The following is a 22,165-nucleotide window of genomic DNA, read 5'->3' as shown; positions in this document are numbered from 1 at the left end:
TGACGTGAACGTCAACCTGCCATTAGCTTAGCGCCAGCCCCTTTCGTTTCGAGCGCTTCCATGAGCAGCCAGACCTACAGCATCTCCGACCTCGCCCGCGAACTGGATATCACCACCCGGGCCATCCGCTTCTATGAAGAGCAAGGCCTGCTGAGCCCGGAGCGACGTGGCCAGGAACGCATTTATTCGCCTCGGGACAAGGTCAGCCTGAAGCTGATCCTGCGGGGCAAGCGCATCGGTTTTTCCCTGGCCGAGTGCCGTGAACTGATCGAACTCTACGACCCCACCAGCGGCAATCAGAAACAACTGCACAGCATGCTGGCGAAGATCACCGAACGTCGGGAACAGCTCGAACAGCAACTGCTGGACATCGAACAGATGAAGCTGGAACTCGACACCGCCGAAGAACGCTGCATCCAGGCCCTGGAGCAGACGATCAAAGGTCAGGAAACCGTGCAGTAATCATCGTCATCCTCTTGATACTGGCAGCCCACTACAGGTCAATCCCCATGTCCCTTCCCTCCTTTGTACGCCTGATTGAAGTTGGCCCTCGCGACGGCCTGCAGAATGAAGCACAACCCATCAGTGTCGCCGACAAGGTGCACTTGGTGGATGCCCTGAGCGCCGCCGGCCTGGGTTATATCGAAGTCGGCAGTTTTGTCTCGCCCAAGTGGGTGCCGCAAATGGCCGGCTCCGCCGAGGTGTTCGCGCAGATACAGCGCAAACCCGGCGTCACCTATGGCGCCCTGGCGCCGAACCTGCGGGGTTTTGAAGACGCGCTGGCAGCCGGCGTGAAAGAGGTCGCCGTGTTCGCCGCCGCGTCCGAGGCGTTCTCCCAGCGCAACATAAACTGTTCCATCAAGGAAAGCCTTGAGCGCTTTGCGCCGATCATGGAAGCCGCCCGGCAGAACGGTGTCAGCGTGCGCGGTTACGTCTCCTGCGTGCTGGGCTGCCCGTACGAAGGCGCGGTCAAGCCCGAACAAGTGGCGTGGGTCGCCCGCGAACTGTACGCAATGGGCTGCTACGAGGTGTCCTTGGGGGACACCATCGGCACCGGCACCGCTGGCGCCACACGCAAGATGTTCGAGGTGGTTTCGGCTGAAGTGCCCAGGGACAAGCTCGCCGGGCACTTCCACGATACCTACGGCCAAGCCATGGCCAACGTCTACGCCAGTCTGCTGGAAGGCATCGCCGTGTTCGACAGTTCTGTCGCAGGCCTGGGCGGTTGCCCGTATGCCAAGGGCGCCAGCGGTAACGTTGCCACCGAAGACGTGTTGTACCTGCTCAATGGCCTGGGCATTGAAACTGGCGTCGACCTGGACGCACTGATGGCTGCCGGCCGTCAGATCTGTGACGTACTGGGTCGCCCTACCGGTTCGCGGGTAGCCAAGGCGCGCGCCGCACAGTGAGGTGTTACCGCTCCCGGTGTAACAGCTACGAAACGAGTAACACGGAAACAATTTGTCAGGTCTGGACGGGCGGATATTTCCGACAAAAAGCCCAAGTCATTGATTTATAAAGCATTCATAAAAGTTGGCACGCACCCTGCTATACCTTTGGCATAACAAAAATAAAAAATGCGATACACCCAATAAAAACAAGACGAAACGACTCTGACATAACAAAAACAACACGACAGAGGCGCAGCTAACAGATTTTTTTGGAGAAGATGGGCTTTTCAGGGTGCTTTCAGGAGCAACCCGCAACCGGGCAGAGAACAATAAAACTACCTTCAGGTAGCCCCCGAATCGGTTGGATCGCGAAGCGAAAAAGCAGGTCAGCGCTCAAAAAAATACGTTTGCTCTTGATCCCGGATGGGGATCACCAAAACAGCGGTAAAGGGTCACGGCTACTAAAAACAACAACAGGCCGCCCCTCAATAATAAAAAAAGAGCACGTAACGACAAAATTAAAGGGGAGCTTCGGCTCCCCTTTGTGCTATCTGGGATTTGGGTTTTCCGGGGCGATGTGTCAGCCATATCACCTTGGTTGACACACCGCATTCGTGAGCAAGCCCGCTCCCACAGGGGATTTTTCTCAGCTTTCCTTTTCGCGCAGTTCTTCAATGCTGATTTCGCGCATGCGGAACTTCTGGATCTTGCCGGTCACGGTCATCGGGAACTCCTCGACAAACTTGAAATGACGTGGCGTCTTGAAGTGGGCAATGCGCTCTTTGCACCAGGCTTGCAACGCTTGCTCGGTGGCGCTGTGGCCGGGATGGAACTTGATCCAGGCGACGATTTCTTCACCGTAGCGCGAGCACGGAATGCCGATCACTTGCACATCAGCCACTGCGGGGTGGGTGAAGAAAAATTCTTCCAGCTCACGCGGGTAAATGTTCTCACCGCCTCGGATGATCATGTCCTTGTTGCGTCCGACGATGCAGACATAACCCTGTTCGTTCATGGTCGCCAGGTCGCCGGTGTGCATCCAGCCGTCCTGATCGATGGCGTCAGCAGTGCCGCTGGGGTTGTCCCAGTAGCCGAGCATCACGCTGTAGCCACGGGTACACAACTCGCCGATGGTGCCACGGGCAACGATATTGCCGGCCTCGTCGACGATCTTGCTCTCCAACTGCGGCTGGGTACGGCCAACGGTGGTCACGCGCAATTCCAGTTCGTCTGAAGGACCGGTCTGCAACGACACAGGACTGGTTTCCGTCATGCCGTAGGCAATCTGCACTTCGGCCATGTGCATCTCGTTGATGACCCGGCGCATCACCTCAATGGGGCAAGTGGCCCCGGCCATGATCCCGGTCCGCAGGCTGGACAAATCAAAATCGCCTCGTTGCGGCTGGTCCAGCATGGCGATGAACATGGTGGGCACGCCATACAGCGCCGTGGCTTTTTCTTCGGCCACGGTACGCAGGGTCAGCAACGGATCGAAGGCGTCGTTGGGGTAGATCATGGTGCTGCCGTGGGTCATGCAGCCCAGATTGCCCATGACCATGCCGAAACAATGGTAGAGCGGTACCGGGATCACCAGCCGGTCGCTCGCCGTCAGACCCAGGCTTTCGCCGACCATGTAACCATTGTTGAGGATGTTGCGATGGCTGAGGGTCGCGCCCTTGGGGAACCCGGTGGTGCCGGAGGTGTACTGGATATTCACCGGGTCATCATGATGCAGGCTGGCTTGGCGCTCGACCAGTTGCTCAGGCAAAACCGCAGCGCCAAGGGCTGCCAGTTGTGACCAGGGTAAAAAGCCTGACGGTGGTTGGGCGTCCAGACTAATCACGCCTCGTAGCAGCGGCAGACGCTCGCTGTGCAACTGGCCTATCGATTGCTCCGCCAGTTCAGGCGCGAGCGCTTGCACCATGGCGTGATAATCCGAAGTTTTGAACGCTGCGGCGCAGACCAGCCATTGGCAACCTGACTGCTTGAGCACGTATTCGAGTTCGGAACTGCGATACGCCGGGTTGATGTTGACCAGAATGACACCGATCTTCGCACTGGCGAACTGGCTGATGCACCACTGAGCACAGTTGGGGGCCCACACGCCAAGACGGTCGCCGGCTTTCAAGCCCAGCGCCAACAGGGCTCGGGCATGCAAGTCGACGGCTTCGGCCAGTTGGCGCCAGGTATAACGCAGCGATTGATGGCGAACCACCAACGCCTCGCCATCGGGATACCGGGCCACAGTCTGATCAAAGGCCTCGCCGATGGTGTGCGCCAGCAGAGTCTTGTCCTGGGAGCCGCGGGTGTAGCTGAGCTGCGATTGCGAACCGGGTTGATCCATGATGACCCCTCTTGTCTTTATTAGTGGGTGTATCGGTGAACCTGCTGACTCACGCGCACTTACTTTGGCGTAAGTTGACGTTAACGTAAAGGGTGATTGACAGCCATTCGTCACAGGCTTACGTTAACGTAAAGGTGAGAGCCAATCCCCCCTCTCCACACCCGACAAAAAAGCCAAAAGGTGTCCCATGAGCTACCCATCCCTGAACTTTGCCCTCGGCGAAACCATCGACATGCTCCGTGATCAGGTGCAGGCCTTCGTCAAAGCCGAGCTAGCGCCACGGGCCGCCCAGATAGACATCGACAACCTGTTCCCTGCCGACATGTGGCGCAAATTCGGCGACATGGGCCTGCTGGGCATCACCGTCCCGGAAGAATATGGCGGCGCTGGCCTGGGTTATCTGGCCCACGTGGTGACAATGGAAGAAATCAGCCGCGGCTCGGCCTCGGTCGCCCTCTCCTACGGCGCCCACTCCAACCTCTGCGTCAACCAGATCAACCGCAACGGCAATCACGAACAGAAAACCAAGTACCTGCCCAAGCTGATCAGCGGCGAACACATCGGCGCACTGGCCATGAGCGAACCCAACGCCGGCTCTGACGTGGTGTCGATGAAGTTGCGGGCCGACAAGCGCGGCGACCACTACGTGCTCAACGGCAGCAAGACCTGGATCACCAACGGTCCCGACGCCAACACCTACGTGATCTACGCCAAGACTGACCTGGAAAAAGGCCCCCACGGTATTACTGCTTTCATCGTCGAGCGCGACTGGAAAGGCTTCAGTCGCAGCAACAAATTCGACAAGCTCGGCATGCGCGGCTCCAACACCTGCGAGTTGTTTTTCGATGACGTCGAAGTCCCGGAAGAAAACATCCTCGGGGTGCTCAACGGCGGCGTGAAAGTGTTGATGAGCGGCCTCGATTACGAGCGTGTCGTGCTGTCGGGCGGCCCTACCGGGATCATGCAGGCCTGCATGGACCTGATCGTGCCGTACATCCACGACCGCAAGCAGTTCGGCCAGAGCATCGGCGAATTCCAGTTGATCCAGGGCAAAGTCGCGGACATGTACACCCAGCTCAACGCCAGCCGAGCCTATCTCTATGCCGTGGCCCAAGCCTGCGAGCGCGGCGAAACCACCCGCAAGGACGCCGCCGGGGTCATCCTCTACAGCGCCGAACGCGCCACGCAGATGGCCCTCGACGCGATCCAGATTCTGGGGGGTAACGGCTACATCAATGAATTCCCCGCCGGTCGCCTGCTGCGTGACGCCAAGCTGTACGAAATCGGTGCTGGTACCAGTGAGATTCGCCGGATGTTGATCGGTCGTGAACTGTTCAACGAAACCCGCTAAACGGAGCTGTCCATGGCCACGCTGCATACCCAGCTCAATCCGCGCTCAGCGGAATTTATTGCCAACCGCGAGGCGATGCTCAAACAGGTCGACGCTTTGCACACCCTGCTCGCTCAGGTTCAACAAGGTGGCGGCCCCAAGGCGCAGGAGCGCCACACCTCGCGGGGCAAACTGCTGCCCCGTGAGCGCATCAATCGCTTGCTCGATCCGGGTTCGCCGTTTCTCGAGATCAGCCAATTGGCAGCTTACGAGGTGTATGGCGAAGACGTGCCGGCCGCTGGCGTGATTGCCGGGATCGGCCGGGTGGAAGGCGTCGAGTGCATGATTGTCGCCAACGATGCCACCGTAAAAGGTGGTTCGTATTACCCGCTGACCGTGAAAAAGCACCTGCGCGCGCAGACCATCGCTCAACAGAACCGTTTGCCGTGCATATACCTAGTGGACTCCGGCGGCGCCAACCTGCCGCGCCAGGACGAAGTGTTTCCCGACCGTGAGCACTTCGGGCGGATCTTCTTCAATCAGGCGAACATGAGCGCCATGGGCATTCCACAAATTGCCGTGGTCATGGGCTCCTGCACCGCCGGTGGCGCCTATGTGCCGGCGATGGCCGACGAAGCGATCATGGTTCGCCAGCAAGCCACGATCTTCCTGGCCGGCCCACCGCTGGTGAAAGCGGCCACCGGAGAGGTGGTCAGTGCTGAAGACCTGGGCGGTGCCGATGTGCACTGCAAGATCTCCGGCGTCGCCGATCACTACGCCGACAGCGATGAACACGCCCTGGCCATTGCCCGCCGCAGCATTGCCAACCTCAACTGGCACAAGCTCGGCGAAGTGCAGCAACGTGCCCCCATCGCCCCGCTGTATTCGAGCGACGAGCTGTACGGCGTGGTTTCGGCGGACGCCAAGCAGCCGTTTGACGTGCGTGAAGTGATTGCGCGGCTGGTGGACGGTTCGGTGTTCGATGAGTTCAAGGCGCTGTTCGGGACGACGCTGGTCTGCGGTTTTGCTCACTTGCACGGCTACCCGATCGCGATTCTCGCCAACAATGGCATCCTCTTCGCCGAAGCCGCGCAAAAAGGCGCGCACTTTATCGAGCTGGCCTGTCAACGCGGTATCCCGCTGCTGTTCCTGCAAAACATCACGGGGTTCATGGTCGGGCAAAAATACGAAGCCGGCGGCATCGCCAAGCACGGCGCGAAGCTGGTGACGGCGGTGGCCTGCGCCAAGGTGCCGAAATTCACGGTCATCATCGGCGGTAGCTTTGGTGCCGGCAACTATGGCATGTGCGGCCGCGCCTACGACCCACGGTTCCTGTGGATGTGGCCGAATGCGCGGATTGGCGTGATGGGTGCCGAACAGGCCGCCGGCGTACTGGTGCAGGTCAAGCGCGAACAGGCCGAACGTAGCGGCCATCCGTTCAGCGCCGCCCAGGAAGCTGAAATCAAACAACCGATTCTCGATCAGTACGAAGAGCAGGGCCACCCCTACTATTCCAGCGCGAGGCTGTGGGACGACGGGGTCATCGACCCGGCCCAGACCCGCGATGTACTGGGCCTGGCCTTGTCCGCGTCATTGAACGCGCCCATCGAACCGAGCCGCTTCGGCGTGTTCCGGATGTAAACGGGGAATGCACATGGATAACTTCAACACCCTCGAACTGCTCAGCGACCCCCGCGGCTTTGCGACCTTGTGGCTCAGCCGTGAGCAGAAAAACAACGCGTTCAACGCCGAAATGATCCGCGAGCTGATCCTTGCCCTGGACCATGTCAGCAGTGATCCGAACCTGCGTTTTCTGCTGATCCGTGGTCGCGGTAAACACTTCAGCGCCGGTGCCGACCTGGCCTGGATGCAGCAGTCGGCCGAACTCGATTACCACACCAACCTGGACGACGCCCGGGAACTGGCGGAGCTGATGTACAACCTCGCCAAGTTGAAAATTCCTACCGTGGCGGTGGTCCAGGGCGCAGCGTTTGGCGGTGCGCTGGGGCTGATCAGCGCCTGCGACATGGCCATTGGCGCTGATCAAGCGCAGTTCTGTCTGTCGGAAGTACGCATTGGCCTGGCGCCGGCGGTGATCAGCCCGTTCGTGGTGCAAGCTATCGGAGAGCGGGCCGCGCGGCGTTACGCCCTGACCGCGGAACGCTTCGACGGACAACGGGCAAAAGAAATCGGTCTGCTGTCGGAAAGCTACCCGGCCGAAACACTGGACCAGCAGGTCGAACAATGGGTCGACAACCTGTTGCTCAACAGTCCGGCGGCCATGCGCGCCAGCAAGGAACTGTTGCGTGAAGTCGGCAACGGCGCCCTCACACCTGCATTGCGGCGCTACACCGAAAACGCCATCGCCCGCATCCGCGTCAGTGCGCAAGGCCAGGAAGGTTTACGAGCGTTCCTGCAAAAGCGCTCGCCCAGCTGGCAGGCCGAATCGAACAACAAGGAGCCGCGTTGATGAGCGTCCCCATCCTCACCACGTTGCTGGTGGCCAACCGTGGTGAAATCGCTTGTCGCGTGATGCGCACCGCCAAGGCCATGGGGCTGACCACAGTGGCCGTCCACAGCGCCACCGACCGCGATGCCCGTCACAGCCGTGAAGCCGATATCCGCGTTGACCTGGGCGGTAGCAAGGCCGCTGACAGCTATTTGCAAATCGACAAACTGATCGACGCGGCCAAGACCAGCGGCGCCCAGGCCATCCATCCCGGGTATGGTTTTCTTTCGGAAAATGCCGGGTTCGCCCGGGCCATCGAAAACGCCGGCTTGATCTTCCTCGGCCCGCCCGCCTCGGCCATTGATGCCATGGGCAGCAAGTCCGCCGCCAAAGCCCTCATGGAAACCGCCGGTGTGCCTCTGGTGCCCGGTTATCACGGCGAAGCCCAGGACCTGGAGACCTTCCGCGACGCCTGCGAACGCATTGGCTATCCGGTACTGCTCAAGGCCACTGCCGGTGGCGGCGGCAAAGGCATGAAAGTGGTCGAGGACGTCAGCCAACTGGCCGAAGCCCTGGCTTCGGCCCAGCGTGAAGCGCAATCGTCGTTTGGCGATTCGCGGATGCTGGTGGAAAAATATCTGCTCAAGCCACGGCACGTGGAAATCCAGATCTTTGCCGATCAGCACGGCAACTGTCTGTACCTCAATGAGCGTGATTGCTCGATCCAGCGTCGGCATCAGAAAGTGGTGGAAGAAGCCCCTGCCCCCGGCCTCACCCCACAACTGCGGCGTGCCATGGGTGAAGCCGCCGTGCGCTCGGCTCAAGCCATCGGTTATGTCGGTGCCGGTACCGTGGAGTTTTTGCTGGATGCACGCGGTGAGTTCTTCTTCATGGAGATGAACACGCGCCTGCAAGTCGAACACCCGGTCACCGAAGCCATTACCGGCCTCGATCTGGTGGCATGGCAGATTCGCGTGGCACGTGGCGAGCGGCTTCCCATGACACAGGAGCAAGTGCCACTGCGGGGCCACGCTATCGAAGTGCGCCTGTACGCCGAAGACCCGGCCAACGACTTCCTGCCGGCTACCGGGCGCCTGGCGTTGTATCGCGAGTCGAGTGCGGCACCGGGTCGTCGGGTCGACAGCGGCGTGGAGGAAGGCGATGAGATTTCACCGTTCTACGACCCGATGCTCGGCAAGCTGATTGCCTGGGGCGAGGATCGTGAACAGGCGCGGTTGCGGCTTTTGAGCATGCTCGATGAGTTTGCCATCGGCGGGCTGAAAACCAACATCGGATTTCTACGACGCATCGTGGCCCACCCCGCCTTTGCGGCGGCGGAGCTGGACACTGGATTTATCCCACGTTACCAGACGCAACTTTTGCCGGAGCCCGGCGAATTGGATGACGACTTTTGGCTCGCGGCGGCCCATGGCTTCGCCTTGAGTCTGACGCCGCATGCACGGTCCGATGACGCCAACTCACCTTGGGCCAACACCGCCGGACTGCGTCTGGGGCTGCCAAGACAGACCACTGTGCACCTTAGCTGTGAGGGCCAGGATCGAGCATTGACCCTGGACGTCACGGCTGGTCGTACAGAATTCCGGGGTGAGCAACTGGTGACCGAGCACAATGGCCTGCGGCGCAGGCATCGCGCCATTCGCCAGGGCGACAGCCTGTATCTGCAATGGGAAGGTGACCTGCACCGAGTCGACGTGTACGACCCGCTGGCCGCCGCCGAAGCCAGCCACAGCCACCAAGGCGGCCTGACCGCCCCCATGAACGGCAGTATCGTTCGGGTGCTGGTGAGCGCCGGACAGACGGTGGAAGCCGGGGCGCAACTGGTGGTATTGGAGGCGATGAAAATGGAGCACAGCATTCGCGCGCCCCAAGCCGGTGTGATCAAGGCACTGTATTGCCAGGAAGGTGAAATGGTCAGCGAGGGCTGCGCGTTGGTGGAGTTCGAAGAGTAAGTATCGGCCCGCTCCCACGGGCCGATCCAGTCAGAACCTGATGGTGGCCTGCACGACCACACCGATGATGCGGCATTGCTCGGTGTACAGGGTTTTCGGGTAGGTGGGATTGAGCGGGACCAGGTAAGGCTGCCCGCTCTCTTCAATCAACTTGCGAAAGGTGGCGTCACTGCTGTCAGGCAATTGGGCAACCACCAGTTTGCCTGGCACCGCGTCAATGGCCGGGTCCACCAGGATCGACATACCCTCGGGAATGCTCAACCCGCTGGGTGACGTCATCGCATCTCCCACCACCACGAGCCAGAATGCGTCCCCCTGAGCGTGATAGTCCGTCAGCTCATAGCGCGCCTGGCTGTAGGACGCCAGATCGCCTTCGCGAATCCCGCCTACCTCGCTCCAATCACTTACCGGGTAGCGGAAGTACGGATTGTACTTCTGCGCCAGGGCCATGCCTTCCTCGGTGGAGGTGTCCGGCTCGCGGATCACCATCGCCACTTCCAGAAACTCCAGCCCCAGCTCCCGCAGGACCCGGTTCATGTCGTCGACACTGGGTTGCCGGCGCTTGGTCAGCCAATGGCCGACGCCGCCCTGGGACATCCCCAAACGTTCTGCGAGCACCACTTGCGTGATGCGCAGCTCCTTCATCTTGGCCTTGACCAACTCTATCCATTTATCCATGAGCGGCACGATACTTGGCTGGCTCCGACCATCAAAACACAAAATGTAGTATTTAAATTATCGTCACAATTACGATAGGTACTATTCTGGATTCAGGATTTCAGCCCCTACACGGAGAATCTAGACACCATGGACAGACTCAACAACGATGAGCCCACCCGCCCTTTCGACAGTACACTCACCTCGCTGAAGGACTGCCCGGCGGCCCAACGCGCTCTGGACTACTACTTGAAACCGGGTATGTCAGAAGCGCCTGCAGAACATCGCTTCTTCGACGTAAACCGCAACATCAGCGCAGAAGAGGCCTTGGTTCATGCTTGCGACCTGCTGCGCTGTGCGGCCGCCACCGCCCAGGAATCCGCCAGTCGACTACAAGGGTCGAGCCGCGACCTGGCTTTTTCAGTGGTGCATATGATTGATCTGGTCAAGGTGATGCTTGACCGGTCACTGGATGGCTACCCTACTCGCTAGGCGTAACACTTGGGAATGGCACCGCAAATGCGGGACCAGGAAAATATTTTCCAATAGGCAGGATAAAAACATTTGACTTGCAAATGATAATGATTATTATTGCATCAGCTGGTCGCGAGATCAGTCGATAGGCCAGAAGACCTTAGGTCGGACTTCTGGAATATCTCCTCATCAGGCTAATCACGGTTTTTGACCCGGCTTTTTGCCGGGTCTTTTTTTGCCGATTTTTCGGCTTATGGCTTCAGGCTAATGAAGTCTTTTGGGTGTCGCTCATTCGATGGCGGCGATGATAGCAAATGAATATCCCTTTTCAAGCACTCCACGCCATACCGACGAAAACTATCGACAGGCAGCACTTGAGAATCAATCGCGGACTCACTAAGCTCCAATAGCGTCCAGGGAGGACGCCCCCTCTTTTCTGTCACGCAAATCGTCCCGACATCCTCCTCCTTGCGTGTAAAGTAACGGTCATAAAATCCATCACAGGAATCGTGACCGTGGCTAAATCTTCCTTTGATATCAGCGCCAATTTCGACAGCGGTAACATCGAGATCGTCGACATCAGCAATCCTTTGCAATCACTGCTGAAGATCAGACCCGACACCCGTAGCGCCCACTTCCAGTGGTTCCACTTCAAGGCCAGTGGCTTGCATGTCGGCCAGGAATATTCCTTTCGTTTGCTCAATGCCAGTCAATCGTCCTACAACAAGGCATGGACGGGTTACCAGGCCGTTGCCTCTTATGATCACGTCAACTGGTTCCGTATTCCCACACAGTTCGAAGGCGACGCCCTGCGCTTTCACCTGGAAGCCGAACAGTCCCATGCCTGGTTTGCCTATTTCGAACCCTACAGCCGTGGTCGTCACGACTGGTTGATCGAGCAGGCACTGCACAAGGCCGGGACCGAACTGCTGGCCGTCGGCAAAAGCGTGGAAGGCCGCGACATTCAACTACTGCGCAAGGGCAGCGGTGCCGAAGGTCGACGCAAAGTCTGGATCATCGCCCAGCAGCATCCCGGCGAGCACATGGCCGAGTGGTTCATGGAGGGCGTGATCGAACGCCTGCAGCATCAGGACGACACGCGCTTGAACCGACTGCTTGCCAAGGCCGATCTGTATCTGGTGCCCAACATGAATCCTGACGGTGCCTTCCACGGCCATCTGCGTACCAATGCCATGGGTCAGGATCTCAACCGCGCGTGGCAGAACGCCAGTCCGGAAATCAGTCCTGAGGTATTTTTCGTACAGCAGCAAATGGAAAAATACGGCGTAGATTTGTTCCTGGACGTTCACGGTGACGAGGAAATCCCTCACGTCTTCACTGCCGGTTGCGAAGGCAACCCCGGCTACACGCCACGCATTGCCGAACTCGAAGAGCGCTTTCGCAGCGATCTCAAGCACCAGACCAAAGACTTTCAGACCGCTCACGGCTACACCCGCGACGCACCGGGCCTGGCCAACATGACCCTGGCTTGTAACGCGGTCGGCCAGAAATACGACTGCCTGTCCCTGACCCTGGAGATGCCGTTCAAGGATCATGACGACCACCCGGATCCTCGCACCGGCTGGTCCGGCAAGCGTTCGATGCAATTGGGCAAGGATGTATTGAGCACCATAGCGGACATGGTCGACGAGCTGCGCTAACGCTCCATCATCCAACGCCCTCCCCGTGGTGGGCACTCGGTGGCGAGGGATTCATTCCCTCGCCACAAGTTATCGTTTGTCGACAGGTGGCGGGGACTTCAATCCCGTCCTCGCAACATACTGTCCAACACCTCATCCCGACGCACCCAACCATGAAACAGTGCCGCCGCCAGATGCACCAGCACGGTCAGGAACAATAGATAAGCCAGGTAGCCGTGGGCCTTGCGCAACAGTGCGAAAGTCTGGGCATCCGCCGGTACGATGGAAGGCAATTGCAGGGAGCTGCTGAGCATCACCGGGTCTCCCGCCGCTGAAATCATGCCCCAGCCCAACAGGGGCAGAATCAACATCAAGGCATACAACAGAGCATGGGACGCCTTGGCCGCCAACGCCTGCCAGCCTGGCAGATCGGCCGGCAATGGTGGTTGGCGTGTCGTAAAACGCACCACCAGGCGTACGATCACCAGCAGCAAAATCGCGATGCCCAAGGGTTTGTGCAACTGAAGCAGCCATTCATGGCGCTCGGACACCGAGGCCACCATGCCCGCGCCGATAAAGAGCATGGCAATGACCATCAATGCCATCAACCAGTGCAGCAGTCGAGCCAGCGGTGCGAAGTGTCGAGGGGCGCTCATGGGCGGGACTCCTGGTTGGCGGGCAATTGACTGACTTCGCTGGTGCGCCGCAAGTACGAACTGGCATACGCGGCAGAGCGCGCCGCCAAAAGCGGGTCATCTGAACCTTCGATGCCGCTCGGCAGAATCAGCGGGTCATAGTTGATGTCGCGGCATTCGCCGTCGTCCTGTGACTGGGTGCGCTCCAGCACCAGCGTACCGGCGTTGAGCACCGTTCGATCTTCGGGCCAGGCTTTGCTGGCATCGTTTACCGGATCGCCCGGATTGGCCAACGTGATATTCAGCTGCCAGCGCAACGGCCCCGCAGCCAGGCGCTTGACCAGATCCTGTTCCAGAAAGTCAGCGCCCTGGGGTGGCGTCACGTCCGTGCCATCCGAAGCCACTGGCACCACGCCCCACCGCACCGCCTGGCGTTGTCCCGCAGGATTGACCAGATAGAACGCATTGATGCCGTTGTAGGTTTCGGTGGCATAGCTGGCCGATGGCCTGGCCGTCTTGATCCATTGCAGGAACGGTTTGGCTTCCGGGTGCGCGGCAAAGAAGGCGGGTACGGCCGCAGGGTTGGGTTTGCCCGTGGCCGGATCCGGCGATTGTGCCTGTTGCAACTGATAGAACGCTTCGGGCGTGCCAACCGGAAACACCGGCATGCTGTTCATGCCGGTACGCCACTGCTGCCCGTTGGCTTGGGTGAAGCGCAGCGCCAGGCTGCGGATGGGCACGCTGTTGTCCGGCGCGTAGGGGTTGCCGCTGGGCAAGGCAAACCGCCCGACGACCGGCGTGCGCGCCTCCAGGAAGACTTGGGCACTGGAATAGGGGCGAGCCTCGCCGCTGCTTTGGAAATAGCCCGCAACGCAAACCCCTTTGGAGTGATTGCGACGAAAGCCCGGGTGCACGCCGTTGTTCTTTTCCAGCACGTTGACCAGCGCATTCGGTGTCAGGCGTTGTGGGTCAAGGGTTCCGTTGACGTAGGCAAATGTCCCGGCCAACGCGGCAACAATCACAGCAATGCCGGTCAGGCGCAGCGCCAGGCTGGCGGCACTCAACGGCGGCCGGCTCGGTTCAAAGGAAGGGTCAACCATGACGAAGCTCCAAGGCCCAAGGCCGTTTGTACTAAAGGACCCGTCAGACGAAAGCCAGAGGGTTTTATTCCCACACTTCGTATTTATTTTTCCCAGGCTGGAATAATCTCGTTCGCGAGTCGTCTTTCCACTCCCGGCGCAGTGACTGCCAAAGAAGCACAGCCATGAACGAACTCGACGAACAGTTGCGCACGCTCATCCCCCGACTACGGCGTTTTGCCGTGTCGTTGACGCGCAACCCCAGCAATGCTGACGACCTGGTGCAAGCGTGCCTGGAGCGGGCATTGTCAAAATGGAATGACAAACGGGCCGATGGTGACCTTCGGGCCTGGCTGTTTTCGATTCTTTATCGACAGTTTCTCGATAGCCATCGTCGTTCCCGACGCTATGCACGCATGCTGGAATTTTTCACCGGTCGCGATGATGCTCACCCTTCAGCCGAGCGCAGCGTGATCGCCCAATCGTCCCTCGAGGCTTTCGATCGACTGACGACCGAACAACGTGCGCTGTTGCTGTGGGTGTCGGTGGAAGGCTTGAGCTACCAACAAGTGGCCGACATCCTCGACGTGCCGACCGGCACCGTGATGTCGCGCCTATCCCGCGCCCGCCAGGCCCTGCGCCAACTCAGCGACGGCGAAATCACCCGCCCTGCCCTGCGGATACTCAAATGATCAGCATGCCCCCCAGCGACAACGACCTGCACGCTTTCGTCGATCGTCAACTGAGCGAAGCCGACCAGCGTCTGATGGAAAACTACCTGGCCAATCACCCGGAAGTCGCCGCCCGGGTCCAGGCCTGGCAACAGGACGCACAACACTTGCGCGCGGCCCTGAACGCAGGCCTGCAACACGCGCCTAATCCGGACCTCGACCCGACAGCGATCCGCCAACGCCTGAAACATCGGTTCCATCGCCATCTGGCCAGCGCGGCAGTGTTGGTGTTGGCCGTCAGTGTCGGCGGTTTGAGCGGCTGGAAGGCCCGGGAGATGACGCTCGTCAGCGCTATGCTGCCCATGAGCGACGCCTTGCAGGCGTATCGATTGTTTGCCCAGCAAGGCATCCTGCCGGCCGATTACCAAGGCGGCGATGAGAGCACCATGCAAGGCTGGCTCGACCGTTACTTCACGCGGGCCGACCGCCTGCCAGATCTGTCGGCGGCAGGATTCAAGCCGGTCAGCGGGCGATTGCTGAGCACCGAGCAAGGCGCGGCGGCGATGGTGGTTTATCAGGACCCGAGCGGCCAGAAGATCAGCTTCTATGTGCGTCCGCCAGGCCCGAAAAATTTCCTGCTACCGCGCGGCAGCCGTCGTGACGGCGAGTTGCAAGCCGAGTATTGGTCCGGGCCGGGATACAACTATGCGATGGTCATACCCAGTGATACGCCAGCGGCGCAAAAGCTCAAGCAAACCCTGAATTTCTGAGCGCTGCAGCCCGCTCCCACAGAGGTCGGGGATGCCCGTGAAATTCAACCCTGCCCAAACACCTGCGAAGGTCTGCGCAGCAGCGGGTCGAACGGGTTGACTCGCGGTCCGATCAGGGCGGCCTCGCGCTTGAGCATTTCCACCACCGTCGGCAAGCGGTCGGGTCCCAGTCGATCACTCACGGTCGCCACGCTCAACGCCGCCACGGCGCGGCCCTCCCGGTCCAGGATTGGCACAGCCACCCCGGCCATGCCTTGCAACACCCCGGTATTGCGTCCGGCGTAGCCCAGCGCGCGCACGCTCTCCACTTCCGTGCGCAGGAAGACTTCATCGTACAAATGAAAATCCTTGAGCCGTGGCAGGTTGTACTGGATCACCGTGTCGCGCTCTTCTTCCGGCAGGAATGCCAGGATCGCCAGGCTGCCCTGCCCCACGCCCAACGCCACGCGACCGCCTATGTCGCCGGTGAATGTGCGGATCGGGAAAGGACCTTCACTGCGGTCCAGACAGATCGCATCGAAACCACTGCGCGCCAGCAGAAACAACGAATCCCCCAGGGACGCCGACAGCCGCAGCATGGCAGGGCGCGTCAACTCACGCAGGTTGCCGGTGTTCCCGGCACGCGCGGCCAAGGCAAAAAAGTCCAGGCTCAGGCGATAGCGCTTGCTGCGCGCATCCTGCTCGACCATGCCCTCGTCCATCAGGCTGCGCAGCATGCGATGTGTGGTGGGTTGAGACAGACCGATGCGCTGAGCCAGTTGCGTGACCCGCTCCCCGCCCTCGACGGTGTCACCCAGGCTGCGCAACACGGCAAACAGTCGCGAGACCGCGCCGACCCCGACTTCGTTTTTTTCGATATTCCGATCAGTGGAATCAGGCATGAAGTTTCTCGCTGGTTAAATTTACTCAACGAATGAAAATGAAAATAGTCATCGTCTCAGTGAAATAGTCCATTGAGCCCATCCTATTCTTCGTCCTACTCTGCGTCCATACAGGGGCGATTCGAACAACAGCGGCAGCCGACTTAGCGTCGAGCACCAACGCACCCCGCAGCATCCCTTCGTATCTGCCCATACAAAAAAGCGCGCCTTGTGGCGACGCATAACAATCTCAGGTGGAGCGCAATCATGGCTTTTGTGCAACTTGAAGGACTTGGCAAACGTTACGGCGCCATCGATGCCGTGGTGGACACCCATCTCTCGGTGGAAAAAGGCGAATTCGTCTCGCTGCTGGGCCCCTCCGGCTGCGGCAAAACCACCACTTTGCAAATGATCGCCGGCTTCGTCGAAGTCAGCAGTGGGCGCATCCTGCTGGACGGTCGCGATATCACCCATGCCAAGCCCGCCAGTCGGGGCCTGGGCGTCGTGTTCCAAAGCTACGCGCTGTTCCCCCACATGACCGTCAAGGACAACGTCGCTTTCGGCCTGCGCATGCGCAAAGTGCCCGGCGCCGAGCTGCAACAACGGGTGGATCGGGTGCTGAAGCTGGTGCGTCTGGACCAGCACGCCGAGCGCTACCCGCGGGAACTCTCGGGCGGCCAGCGCCAGCGCGTGGCACTGGCCCGGGCGCTGGTGATAGAACCGCCAGTGCTGCTGCTCGACGAACCGCTGTCCAATCTCGACGCCAACCTGCGCGAGGAGATGCAGTACGAAATCCGCCGCATTCAGCGGGAAGTCGGCATCACCACATTGATGGTGACCCACGACCAATCCGAAGCACTGTCCATCAGTGACCGAGTCGTGGTGATGCAGGCCGGGCGAATCACTCAGATCGACGCGCCGTACACCCTCTACGAACACCCGCGCACCGAATTCATTTCCGGCTTCGTCGGTAAAGCCAACCTGCTGCCCGGCGAGCGCGACGGCCAGGGCAATGTTCAAGCTTGCAGCCAGGGCCACGGCCCACTGGTCTTGAGCCTGCGTCCAGAGAAAATCGATCTGTGCCAAGCCGGCTCGGGTCGGTTGCAAGGCGTCATCGTCAGCCGCTTCTTTCTCGGCAGCCAATGGCTGTACGGCGTCTCGACCAACCTGGGCGAGCTCAGCGTGGTGCGCCGCAACGACGGCTGCGCGCCGATGACCGAAGGCACAGCGGTAGGTCTTGACTGGGATCCGGCGCTGCTGCGGGTGCTGAGCGTGGACGAGGTGCCGGCATGAAGCTGATCGATGCAATGCGCCGGGGAAGGCAAGGCTATCTGATGTCCGCGCCCGCCCTGGCCTGGTACCTGGGTCTGCTGGTCATTCCCTTGGGGCTGACGTTGGTGCTGTCGTTCAATGTCTTCGACTACGGCACGGGCATCGACGGGGACGCCTACACCCTCGACCACTACGCCAGCCTGCTGAGCGACCCGTACTATTACGAGATTTTCTTGCGCACATTCTGGATCAGCGCACTCACCACTATTTTGTGCGTGCTGATCGGCGTGCCCGAGGCTTATATCCTCAGCCGCATGGGCGCGCCGTGGCGCTCGATCTTCCTCATTCTGATTCTCACGCCGCTGCTGATTTCGGTGGTGGTGCGGGCCTTCGGCTGGAGCCTGCTGCTGGGTGCCGACGGGCTGGTCAACCAGACGCTGCAAGCCTTCGGCGGCTCACCGATGAAGCTGCTCTATACGCCGTTTGCCGTGGTCATCGCCCTGGTGCATGTGATGCTGCCATTCATGATCATCCCGGTCTGGACCTCGCTGCAAAAGCTCGATCCGGCCGCCGAACAGGCCGCGCTGTCCTTGGGCGCGAGCCAGTTGACGGTGATGCGCAAGGTCGTGCTGCCGCAGATCATGCCCGGCGTCTTGTCCGGCACCCTCATCGTCTTCGGCCTCGCCGCCAGCTCCTTCGCCATTCCCGGCCTGCTCGGTGGGCGCCGCCTGAAAATGGTCGCCACGCTGATCTACGACCAGTACCTGTCGGAGCTGAACTGGCCGATGGGCGCGGCCATTGCCGTCGCGCTGCTGCTGCTCAACCTGCTGATCATGCTGTCGTGGAACCGCATGATCGAAGGCCGCTACAAGAAGTCATTGGGGTAACTCATCATGTCCAGGAACGGTCCTTTCGCCCTGTTGTTTCATGCCCTGGTGGTGGTGTTCATGATGGCGCCGCTGGTGGTGGTCTGTCTTGTTGCCTTCACCCCGGAAAATACCCTGAGCCTGCCGACCACGGCGTTTTCCCTGCGCTGGTTCCGTGCGGTGTTCGAACGCGCCGACTTTATCGATGCGTTCTACAACAGCCTGATCCTGGCATTCAGTGCGGCGTCGTTGGCGACGTTGATCGCGGTGCCGGCGGCGCTGGCGATCACACGGCTCGAATTCCCTGGCCGGGATTTTTTCAATGGCTTGTTCCTGTCGCCGATCATCATTCCACACCTGGTACTGGGTGTGGCGTTGCTGCGGCTGTTTGCGCTGATGGGCGTGAACGGCAGCTTCACCTGGCTGATCTTCGCCCATGTGCTGGTGATTACACCGTATGTACTGCGTCTGGTGCTGGCCTCGGCCATCGGCCTGGACCGCAGCGCCGAGCAGGCCGCGCAATCGCTAGGGGCCGGGCGCTTCACGCTGTTTCGGCAAATCACCTTGCCGATGATCCTGCCCGGGGTAGCCGGAGGCTGGTTGCTGGCGTTCATCAACAGCTTCGACGAGGTCACCTTGTCGATCTTCGTCACTTCACCGGCCACGCAAACCCTGCCGGTGCGCATGTATGTCTACGCCACCGAATCCATCGACCCGATGATGGCGGCGGTGTCGGCGCTGGTCATCGCGCTCACGGCGCTGACCATGATTCTGCTCGACCGGGTCTATGGCCTGGATCGAGTTCTGGTGGGCAAACAATGAGGGCGCCATGGCTCTGTTGAAACGACTGGCCGAAGGCGACCGCCCGGCATTGGACTTTATCCTCGACGGCAAACCGGCCATCGGTCTGCTGGGCGATACCCTGCTTACCGCTGTGCTGACCTGCAGTGAACACTTGCGCGGCAGCGACTTCAGCGCCGAGCCCCGGGCCGGTTTCTGCCTGATGGGCGCCTGCCAGGATTGCTGGGTCCGGCTGGGCGACGGCCGCCGCGTGCGCGCCTGCTCGACGCTACTTGAAGCCGGCCAGCAGATCACCCGCGAACCGGGGCGCCAGCCATGAACAATGCCGTCTGGAATGGCCCCATCGCGAACAGACTCGCTGCCACAGGGGACTTGCAGCAAGCATCACCACCGTCCCCCTGTGGCAGCGAACCTGCTCGCGATGGCGGCGGCGATAGCAGCATAAATCCCACAGCATCGCCTGCGAGGTGGCTATGAAACCGGTAGTCATCATCGGGGCCGGGCCGGCGGGTATCCGCGCCGCCCAGACCTTGGTCGCCCACGGCGTATACCCCGTCCTGCTGGATGAAGCCGCACGCGGTGGCGGACAGATCTATCGGCAACAACCGGCCAACTTCAAGCGCTCGCCGGCCAAGCTGTATGGCTTTGAGGCGCACAAAGCCAGCGCCCTGCACCAAACCTTCGACGCGTTGCGCGAACAGCTCGATTACCGGCCAGACACACTGGTGTGGAACGCCGAGTCGGGCCTGCTGGATACCTTGCATGAAGGCCGCGCCGCGCGCCTGGAGTACGCCAGCGTGATCGTCGCAACGGGCGCCACTGACCGAATCCTTCCCGCTCCGGGATGGACTCTGCCAGGTGTGTACAGCCTGGGCGCGGCGCAGATCGCCCTGAAGTTCCAGGGTTGCGCCATCGGCGAACGGGTGGTGTTCGCCGGCAGCGGCCCTTTGCTTTATCTGGTGGCTTATCAATACGCCAAGGCCGGCGCCAAGGTGGTCGCGGTACTCGACAGCTCGCCCTTGAGCGCCCAGGCCCGCGCCCTGCCCGGCCTGCTGGCTCAACCGGCCACACTGGCCAAGGGGCTCTACTATCGCGCCTGGCTGAGCAGCCACGGCATCGCTGTGCATCAGGGTGCGAGCCTGTCGCGTATCGACGGAGAACGACGCGTCCAGTCATTGCAGTGGCGCAATGCAAAAGGCTTGCAATCGCTCGACTGCGACGCGGTGGCCTTCGCCCACGGCTTGCGCAGCGAAACCCAACTGGCTGACCTGCTGGGCTGCGAATTTTCCTGGAGCCCCCTAAACCGTGCCTGGCTGCCGCAGCGTGACCCTGCCGGTCGCAGCAGCGTGCCGGGGATCTACCTGGCAGGCGACGGGGCCGGAATCATGGGTGCCGACGCCGCGGAAATCGCCGGCGAACGTGCGGCCCTGGCCTTGCTCGAAGACCTCGGCTATCTGGTCGACCCGCAGCGTTGCGCCCAACTGGAACAATCCCTGAAACGCATCGGCCGTTTCCGACAGGGCCTGGAGCACGCCTTTGTCTTTCCCACGGATTGGGCCGCCCACGCCGCTGACGACCTGATGATCTGCCGCTGCGAAGAAGTCAGCGCAGGCGAGATCCGCCAGGTAGTGGGTGAAGGCCATTGGGAAATCAACCGGGTCAAGGCCCATTGCCGGGTCGGCATGGGGCGTTGCCAAGGGAGAATGTGCGGTGCGGCAGCGGCGGAAATCATTGCCAGCGAGAGCGGGCGTCCGGTCGGCGAAATCGGCCGGATGCGGGCACAGGCACCGGTCAAACCCGTACCGTTTGGCCTGGAGGTCGAACCATGATCGAAGTGGATGTCGTGATCATTGGCGGCGGTATCGTCGGCGCCTCGGCCGCGCTGTTCCTGAGCAAAGCCGGACGCCGGGTGGCATTGCTGGAGCGAGACTTCTGCGGTTCGCACTCCAGCGGCGTCAACTACGGCGGCGTGCGGCGCCAGGGTCGACCGTTGTCACAACTGCCGTTGTCGCAACGGGCCCATGAAATCTGGAGCCAGTTGCCGCAGTTGATCGGCATCGACGGGGAGTACCAGCGCAGCGGTCACCTGAAATTGGCCCGCAGCCCCGACGACTTGCGAGCCCTGCACGACTATGCCGCCAACAGCCAGGGCTTCGGCCTTGATCTGCAACTGCTGGATCGTGACCAGTTGCGCGCCCGCTTCCCATGGGTCGGCGCAGTTGCAGTCGGAGCATCCCTCTGCCCGGACGACGGCCACGCCAATCCGCGACTGGTGTCCCCGGCATTTGCCCAGGCGGCCCGCAGGCATGGCGCACAGGTCTTTGAACAATGCGCAGTCAGCCATGTGGAGCATGACGGTCAGCACTTTAGTGTGCGTACCGAAACGGGCCTGGTGCTTCAGGCCCCCTGGCTGCTGAACTGCGCGGGCGCCTGGGCGAGCCATTTTGCCGCGCAATTTGGCGAAGCGGTGCCGATGCACGCCGGGCATCCAGCGATGCTGGTCACTGAGCCATTACCCTTGGTGATGGATGCCAGCACCGGCGTGGAGGGCGGCGGTATCTACGCCCGCCAGGTCGCCCGTGGCAATTGCGTGCTGGGGGGCGGCCAAGGTTTCGCCCTGGACAATGCCCGCGCCCGCCCCGGCCAGAACGCAGTGGTCGACATCCTGCGCCAAGCCGTCGAGCTCTACCCTTTTTTGGAAGGTGCCCAGGCGATTCGCACCTGGAGCGGCACCGAAGGTTACCTGCCCGATCGCCAACCGGTGATCGGCCACAGCAGCACCCAACCCGGCCTGTTGCATGCGTTCGGCTTTGCCGGCGCAGGTTTTCAGATCGGTCCCGCGGTGGGCCAGGCGCTCACCGAGATCATCTGCTGCGGCGCGTCAAAAACGTCGCTGGATGCGTTTTCAATCACCCGGTTTCACTCCATCTCCGTTGCTTGATAGAGGAAGGTCGCG

General features: G+C 60.9%; 21 protein-coding genes. 16 read left to right on the top strand and 5 right to left on the bottom strand.

Annotation, left to right across the window (positions count from 1 at the left end):
• Nucleotides 1-60 precede the first annotated feature (60 nt).
• A complete protein-coding gene (locus HQ912_RS10885; protein WP_047228465.1) occupies nt 61-462 on the top strand; it encodes a MerR family transcriptional regulator in 402 nt (133 codons plus the stop codon).
• Between the two features lie 47 nt (nt 463-509).
• A complete protein-coding gene (locus HQ912_RS10880; protein ID WP_173406767.1) occupies nt 510-1,409 on the top strand; it encodes a hydroxymethylglutaryl-CoA lyase in 900 nt (299 codons plus the stop codon).
• 628 nt (nt 1,410-2,037) lie between these two features.
• On the opposite strand, the gene HQ912_RS10875 is transcribed toward HQ912_RS10880, so the two are convergent.
• A complete protein-coding gene (locus HQ912_RS10875) occupies nt 2,038-3,735 on the bottom strand; it encodes an AMP-binding protein (RefSeq protein ID WP_173406766.1) in 1,698 nt (565 codons plus the stop codon).
• Nucleotides 3,736-3,922: 187 nt separating this feature from the next.
• Between HQ912_RS10875 and HQ912_RS10870 the strand changes: the two genes are divergently transcribed.
• The 4 genes from HQ912_RS10870 to HQ912_RS10855 are packed head-to-tail and all read left to right on the top strand — an operon-like array spanning nt 3,923 to nt 9,484.
• Nucleotides 3,923-5,086 (top strand): isovaleryl-CoA dehydrogenase, encoded by a 1,164-nt coding sequence (locus HQ912_RS10870; protein WP_047228468.1) that lies wholly within the window; start codon nt 3,923-3,925, stop codon nt 5,084-5,086.
• Between the two features lie 12 nt (nt 5,087-5,098).
• Nucleotides 5,099-6,706, top strand: a complete 1,608-nt coding sequence (locus HQ912_RS10865) for a carboxyl transferase domain-containing protein (protein ID WP_076383981.1) — start codon at nt 5,099-5,101, stop codon at nt 6,704-6,706.
• A gap of 13 nt (nt 6,707-6,719) precedes the next feature.
• A complete protein-coding gene (locus HQ912_RS10860; RefSeq protein ID WP_047228470.1) occupies nt 6,720-7,535 on the top strand; it encodes a gamma-carboxygeranoyl-CoA hydratase in 816 nt (271 codons plus the stop codon).
• Nucleotides 7,535-9,484, top strand: coding sequence for an acetyl/propionyl/methylcrotonyl-CoA carboxylase subunit alpha (locus HQ912_RS10855; RefSeq protein WP_047228471.1), 1,950 nt, complete (start codon nt 7,535-7,537; stop codon nt 9,482-9,484). Before HQ912_RS10860 ends, HQ912_RS10855 begins: the two co-directional genes overlap by 1 nt.
• Before the next feature lie 30 nt (nt 9,485-9,514).
• Here the strand turns inward: HQ912_RS10855 and HQ912_RS10850 are convergent, their stop codons facing one another.
• Complete coding sequence (locus HQ912_RS10850; protein WP_047228472.1) at nt 9,515-10,162, bottom strand: LexA family protein; 648 nt, start codon at nt 10,160-10,162, stop codon at nt 9,515-9,517.
• Nucleotides 10,163-10,291: 129 nt separating this feature from the next.
• Between HQ912_RS10850 and HQ912_RS10845 the strand changes: the two genes are divergently transcribed.
• Together HQ912_RS10845 and HQ912_RS10840 are read left to right on the top strand one after the other, a co-directional pair.
• The gene (locus tag HQ912_RS10845) at nt 10,292-10,633 is read left to right on the top strand and encodes a DUF6124 family protein (protein ID WP_047228473.1); all 342 of its coding nucleotides are present in this window, start codon (nt 10,292-10,294) and stop codon (nt 10,631-10,633) included.
• A gap of 491 nt (nt 10,634-11,124) precedes the next feature.
• Nucleotides 11,125-12,276, top strand: coding sequence for a M14-type cytosolic carboxypeptidase (locus tag HQ912_RS10840; protein WP_047228474.1), 1,152 nt, complete (start codon nt 11,125-11,127; stop codon nt 12,274-12,276).
• Between the two features lie 98 nt (nt 12,277-12,374).
• Here the strand turns inward: HQ912_RS10840 and HQ912_RS10835 are convergent, their stop codons facing one another.
• A complete protein-coding gene (locus HQ912_RS10835; protein ID WP_047228475.1) occupies nt 12,375-12,911 on the bottom strand; it encodes a cytochrome b in 537 nt (178 codons plus the stop codon).
• On the bottom strand, nt 12,908-13,990 hold the full coding sequence (locus HQ912_RS10830; protein WP_047228476.1) for a catalase family peroxidase: 1,083 nt from the start codon (nt 13,988-13,990) through the stop codon (nt 12,908-12,910). Before HQ912_RS10830 ends, HQ912_RS10835 begins: the two co-directional genes overlap by 4 nt.
• A gap of 164 nt (nt 13,991-14,154) precedes the next feature.
• On the opposite strand from HQ912_RS10830, the gene HQ912_RS10825 reads away from it, so the two are divergent.
• Nucleotides 14,155-14,661, top strand: coding sequence for a sigma-70 family RNA polymerase sigma factor (locus HQ912_RS10825; RefSeq protein ID WP_047228477.1), 507 nt, complete (start codon nt 14,155-14,157; stop codon nt 14,659-14,661).
• Entirely contained in the window at nt 14,658-15,410 is a 753-nt protein-coding gene (locus HQ912_RS10820; protein WP_047228478.1) for an anti-sigma factor family protein, read from the top strand. The genes HQ912_RS10825 and HQ912_RS10820 overlap by 4 nt, the downstream gene beginning before the upstream one ends.
• A gap of 44 nt (nt 15,411-15,454) precedes the next feature.
• Here the strand turns inward: HQ912_RS10820 and HQ912_RS10815 are convergent, their stop codons facing one another.
• Nucleotides 15,455-16,291, bottom strand: coding sequence for an IclR family transcriptional regulator (locus HQ912_RS10815; protein WP_047228479.1), 837 nt, complete (start codon nt 16,289-16,291; stop codon nt 15,455-15,457).
• Nucleotides 16,292-16,537: 246 nt separating this feature from the next.
• Between HQ912_RS10815 and HQ912_RS10810 the strand changes: the two genes are divergently transcribed.
• The 6 genes from HQ912_RS10810 to HQ912_RS10785 all read left to right on the top strand — a co-directional run bounded on the left by HQ912_RS10810 (nt 16,538) and on the right by HQ912_RS10785 (nt 22,150).
• Complete coding sequence (locus tag HQ912_RS10810) at nt 16,538-17,563, top strand: ABC transporter ATP-binding protein (protein WP_107322282.1); 1,026 nt, start codon at nt 16,538-16,540, stop codon at nt 17,561-17,563.
• Nucleotides 17,560-18,429, top strand: a complete 870-nt coding sequence (locus HQ912_RS10805) for an ABC transporter permease (protein ID WP_047228481.1) — start codon at nt 17,560-17,562, stop codon at nt 18,427-18,429. Before HQ912_RS10810 ends, HQ912_RS10805 begins: the two co-directional genes overlap by 4 nt.
• Before the next feature lie 6 nt (nt 18,430-18,435).
• On the top strand, nt 18,436-19,230 hold the full coding sequence (locus HQ912_RS10800) for an ABC transporter permease (RefSeq protein WP_047228482.1): 795 nt from the start codon (nt 18,436-18,438) through the stop codon (nt 19,228-19,230).
• A gap of 7 nt (nt 19,231-19,237) precedes the next feature.
• Nucleotides 19,238-19,528 carry a (2Fe-2S)-binding protein gene (locus HQ912_RS10795; protein ID WP_047228483.1) on the top strand — a complete coding sequence of 97 codons (291 nt, stop codon included), beginning with the start codon at nt 19,238-19,240 and terminating at the stop codon, nt 19,526-19,528.
• A 154-nt stretch (nt 19,529-19,682) separates the two neighbouring features.
• Nucleotides 19,683-21,038, top strand: coding sequence for an NAD(P)/FAD-dependent oxidoreductase (locus HQ912_RS10790; RefSeq protein WP_047228484.1), 1,356 nt, complete (start codon nt 19,683-19,685; stop codon nt 21,036-21,038).
• Nucleotides 21,035-22,150 (top strand): NAD(P)/FAD-dependent oxidoreductase, encoded by a 1,116-nt coding sequence (locus HQ912_RS10785; protein ID WP_047228485.1) that lies wholly within the window; start codon nt 21,035-21,037, stop codon nt 22,148-22,150. Before HQ912_RS10790 ends, HQ912_RS10785 begins: the two co-directional genes overlap by 4 nt.
• Nucleotides 22,151-22,165: the final 15 nt, after the last annotated feature.

Origin of the sequence: Pseudomonas sp. MPDS (assembly GCF_013283895.1) — a bacterium.
Classification (GTDB): Bacteria; Pseudomonadota; Gammaproteobacteria; order Pseudomonadales; family Pseudomonadaceae; genus Aquipseudomonas; species Aquipseudomonas rhizophila.
The sequence above is the reverse complement of the archived record's forward strand: the minus strand, read 5'-3'. Positions and strand labels throughout refer to the sequence as shown.

Bases quoted from the DNA above. Each gene is read 5' to 3' on its own strand.
- HQ912_RS10885 (WP_047228465.1), top strand. From the start codon at position 61: ATGAGCAGCCAGACCTACAGCATCTCCGACCTCGCCCGCGAACTGGAT.
- HQ912_RS10880 (WP_173406767.1), top strand. From the start codon at position 510: ATGTCCCTTCCCTCCTTTGTACGCCTGATTGAAGTTGGCCCTCGCGAC.
- HQ912_RS10875 (WP_173406766.1), bottom strand. From the start codon at position 3,735: ATGGATCAACCCGGTTCGCAATCGCAGCTCAGCTACACCCGCGGCTCC.
- HQ912_RS10870 (WP_047228468.1), top strand. From the start codon at position 3,923: ATGAGCTACCCATCCCTGAACTTTGCCCTCGGCGAAACCATCGACATG.
- HQ912_RS10865 (WP_076383981.1), top strand. From the start codon at position 5,099: ATGGCCACGCTGCATACCCAGCTCAATCCGCGCTCAGCGGAATTTATT.
- HQ912_RS10860 (WP_047228470.1), top strand. From the start codon at position 6,720: ATGGATAACTTCAACACCCTCGAACTGCTCAGCGACCCCCGCGGCTTT.
- HQ912_RS10855 (WP_047228471.1), top strand. From the start codon at position 7,535: ATGAGCGTCCCCATCCTCACCACGTTGCTGGTGGCCAACCGTGGTGAA.
- HQ912_RS10850 (WP_047228472.1), bottom strand. From the start codon at position 10,162: ATGGATAAATGGATAGAGTTGGTCAAGGCCAAGATGAAGGAGCTGCGC.
- HQ912_RS10845 (WP_047228473.1), top strand. From the start codon at position 10,292: ATGGACAGACTCAACAACGATGAGCCCACCCGCCCTTTCGACAGTACA.
- HQ912_RS10835 (WP_047228475.1), bottom strand. From the start codon at position 12,911: ATGAGCGCCCCTCGACACTTCGCACCGCTGGCTCGACTGCTGCACTGG.
- HQ912_RS10830 (WP_047228476.1), bottom strand. From the start codon at position 13,990: ATGGTTGACCCTTCCTTTGAACCGAGCCGGCCGCCGTTGAGTGCCGCC.
- HQ912_RS10825 (WP_047228477.1), top strand. From the start codon at position 14,155: ATGAACGAACTCGACGAACAGTTGCGCACGCTCATCCCCCGACTACGG.
- HQ912_RS10820 (WP_047228478.1), top strand. From the start codon at position 14,658: ATGATCAGCATGCCCCCCAGCGACAACGACCTGCACGCTTTCGTCGAT.
- HQ912_RS10815 (WP_047228479.1), bottom strand. From the start codon at position 16,291: ATGCCTGATTCCACTGATCGGAATATCGAAAAAAACGAAGTCGGGGTC.
- HQ912_RS10810 (WP_107322282.1), top strand. From the start codon at position 16,538: ATGGCTTTTGTGCAACTTGAAGGACTTGGCAAACGTTACGGCGCCATC.
- HQ912_RS10805 (WP_047228481.1), top strand. From the start codon at position 17,560: ATGAAGCTGATCGATGCAATGCGCCGGGGAAGGCAAGGCTATCTGATG.
- HQ912_RS10800 (WP_047228482.1), top strand. From the start codon at position 18,436: ATGTCCAGGAACGGTCCTTTCGCCCTGTTGTTTCATGCCCTGGTGGTG.
- HQ912_RS10795 (WP_047228483.1), top strand. From the start codon at position 19,238: ATGGCTCTGTTGAAACGACTGGCCGAAGGCGACCGCCCGGCATTGGAC.
- HQ912_RS10790 (WP_047228484.1), top strand. From the start codon at position 19,683: ATGAAACCGGTAGTCATCATCGGGGCCGGGCCGGCGGGTATCCGCGCC.
- HQ912_RS10785 (WP_047228485.1), top strand. From the start codon at position 21,035: ATGATCGAAGTGGATGTCGTGATCATTGGCGGCGGTATCGTCGGCGCC.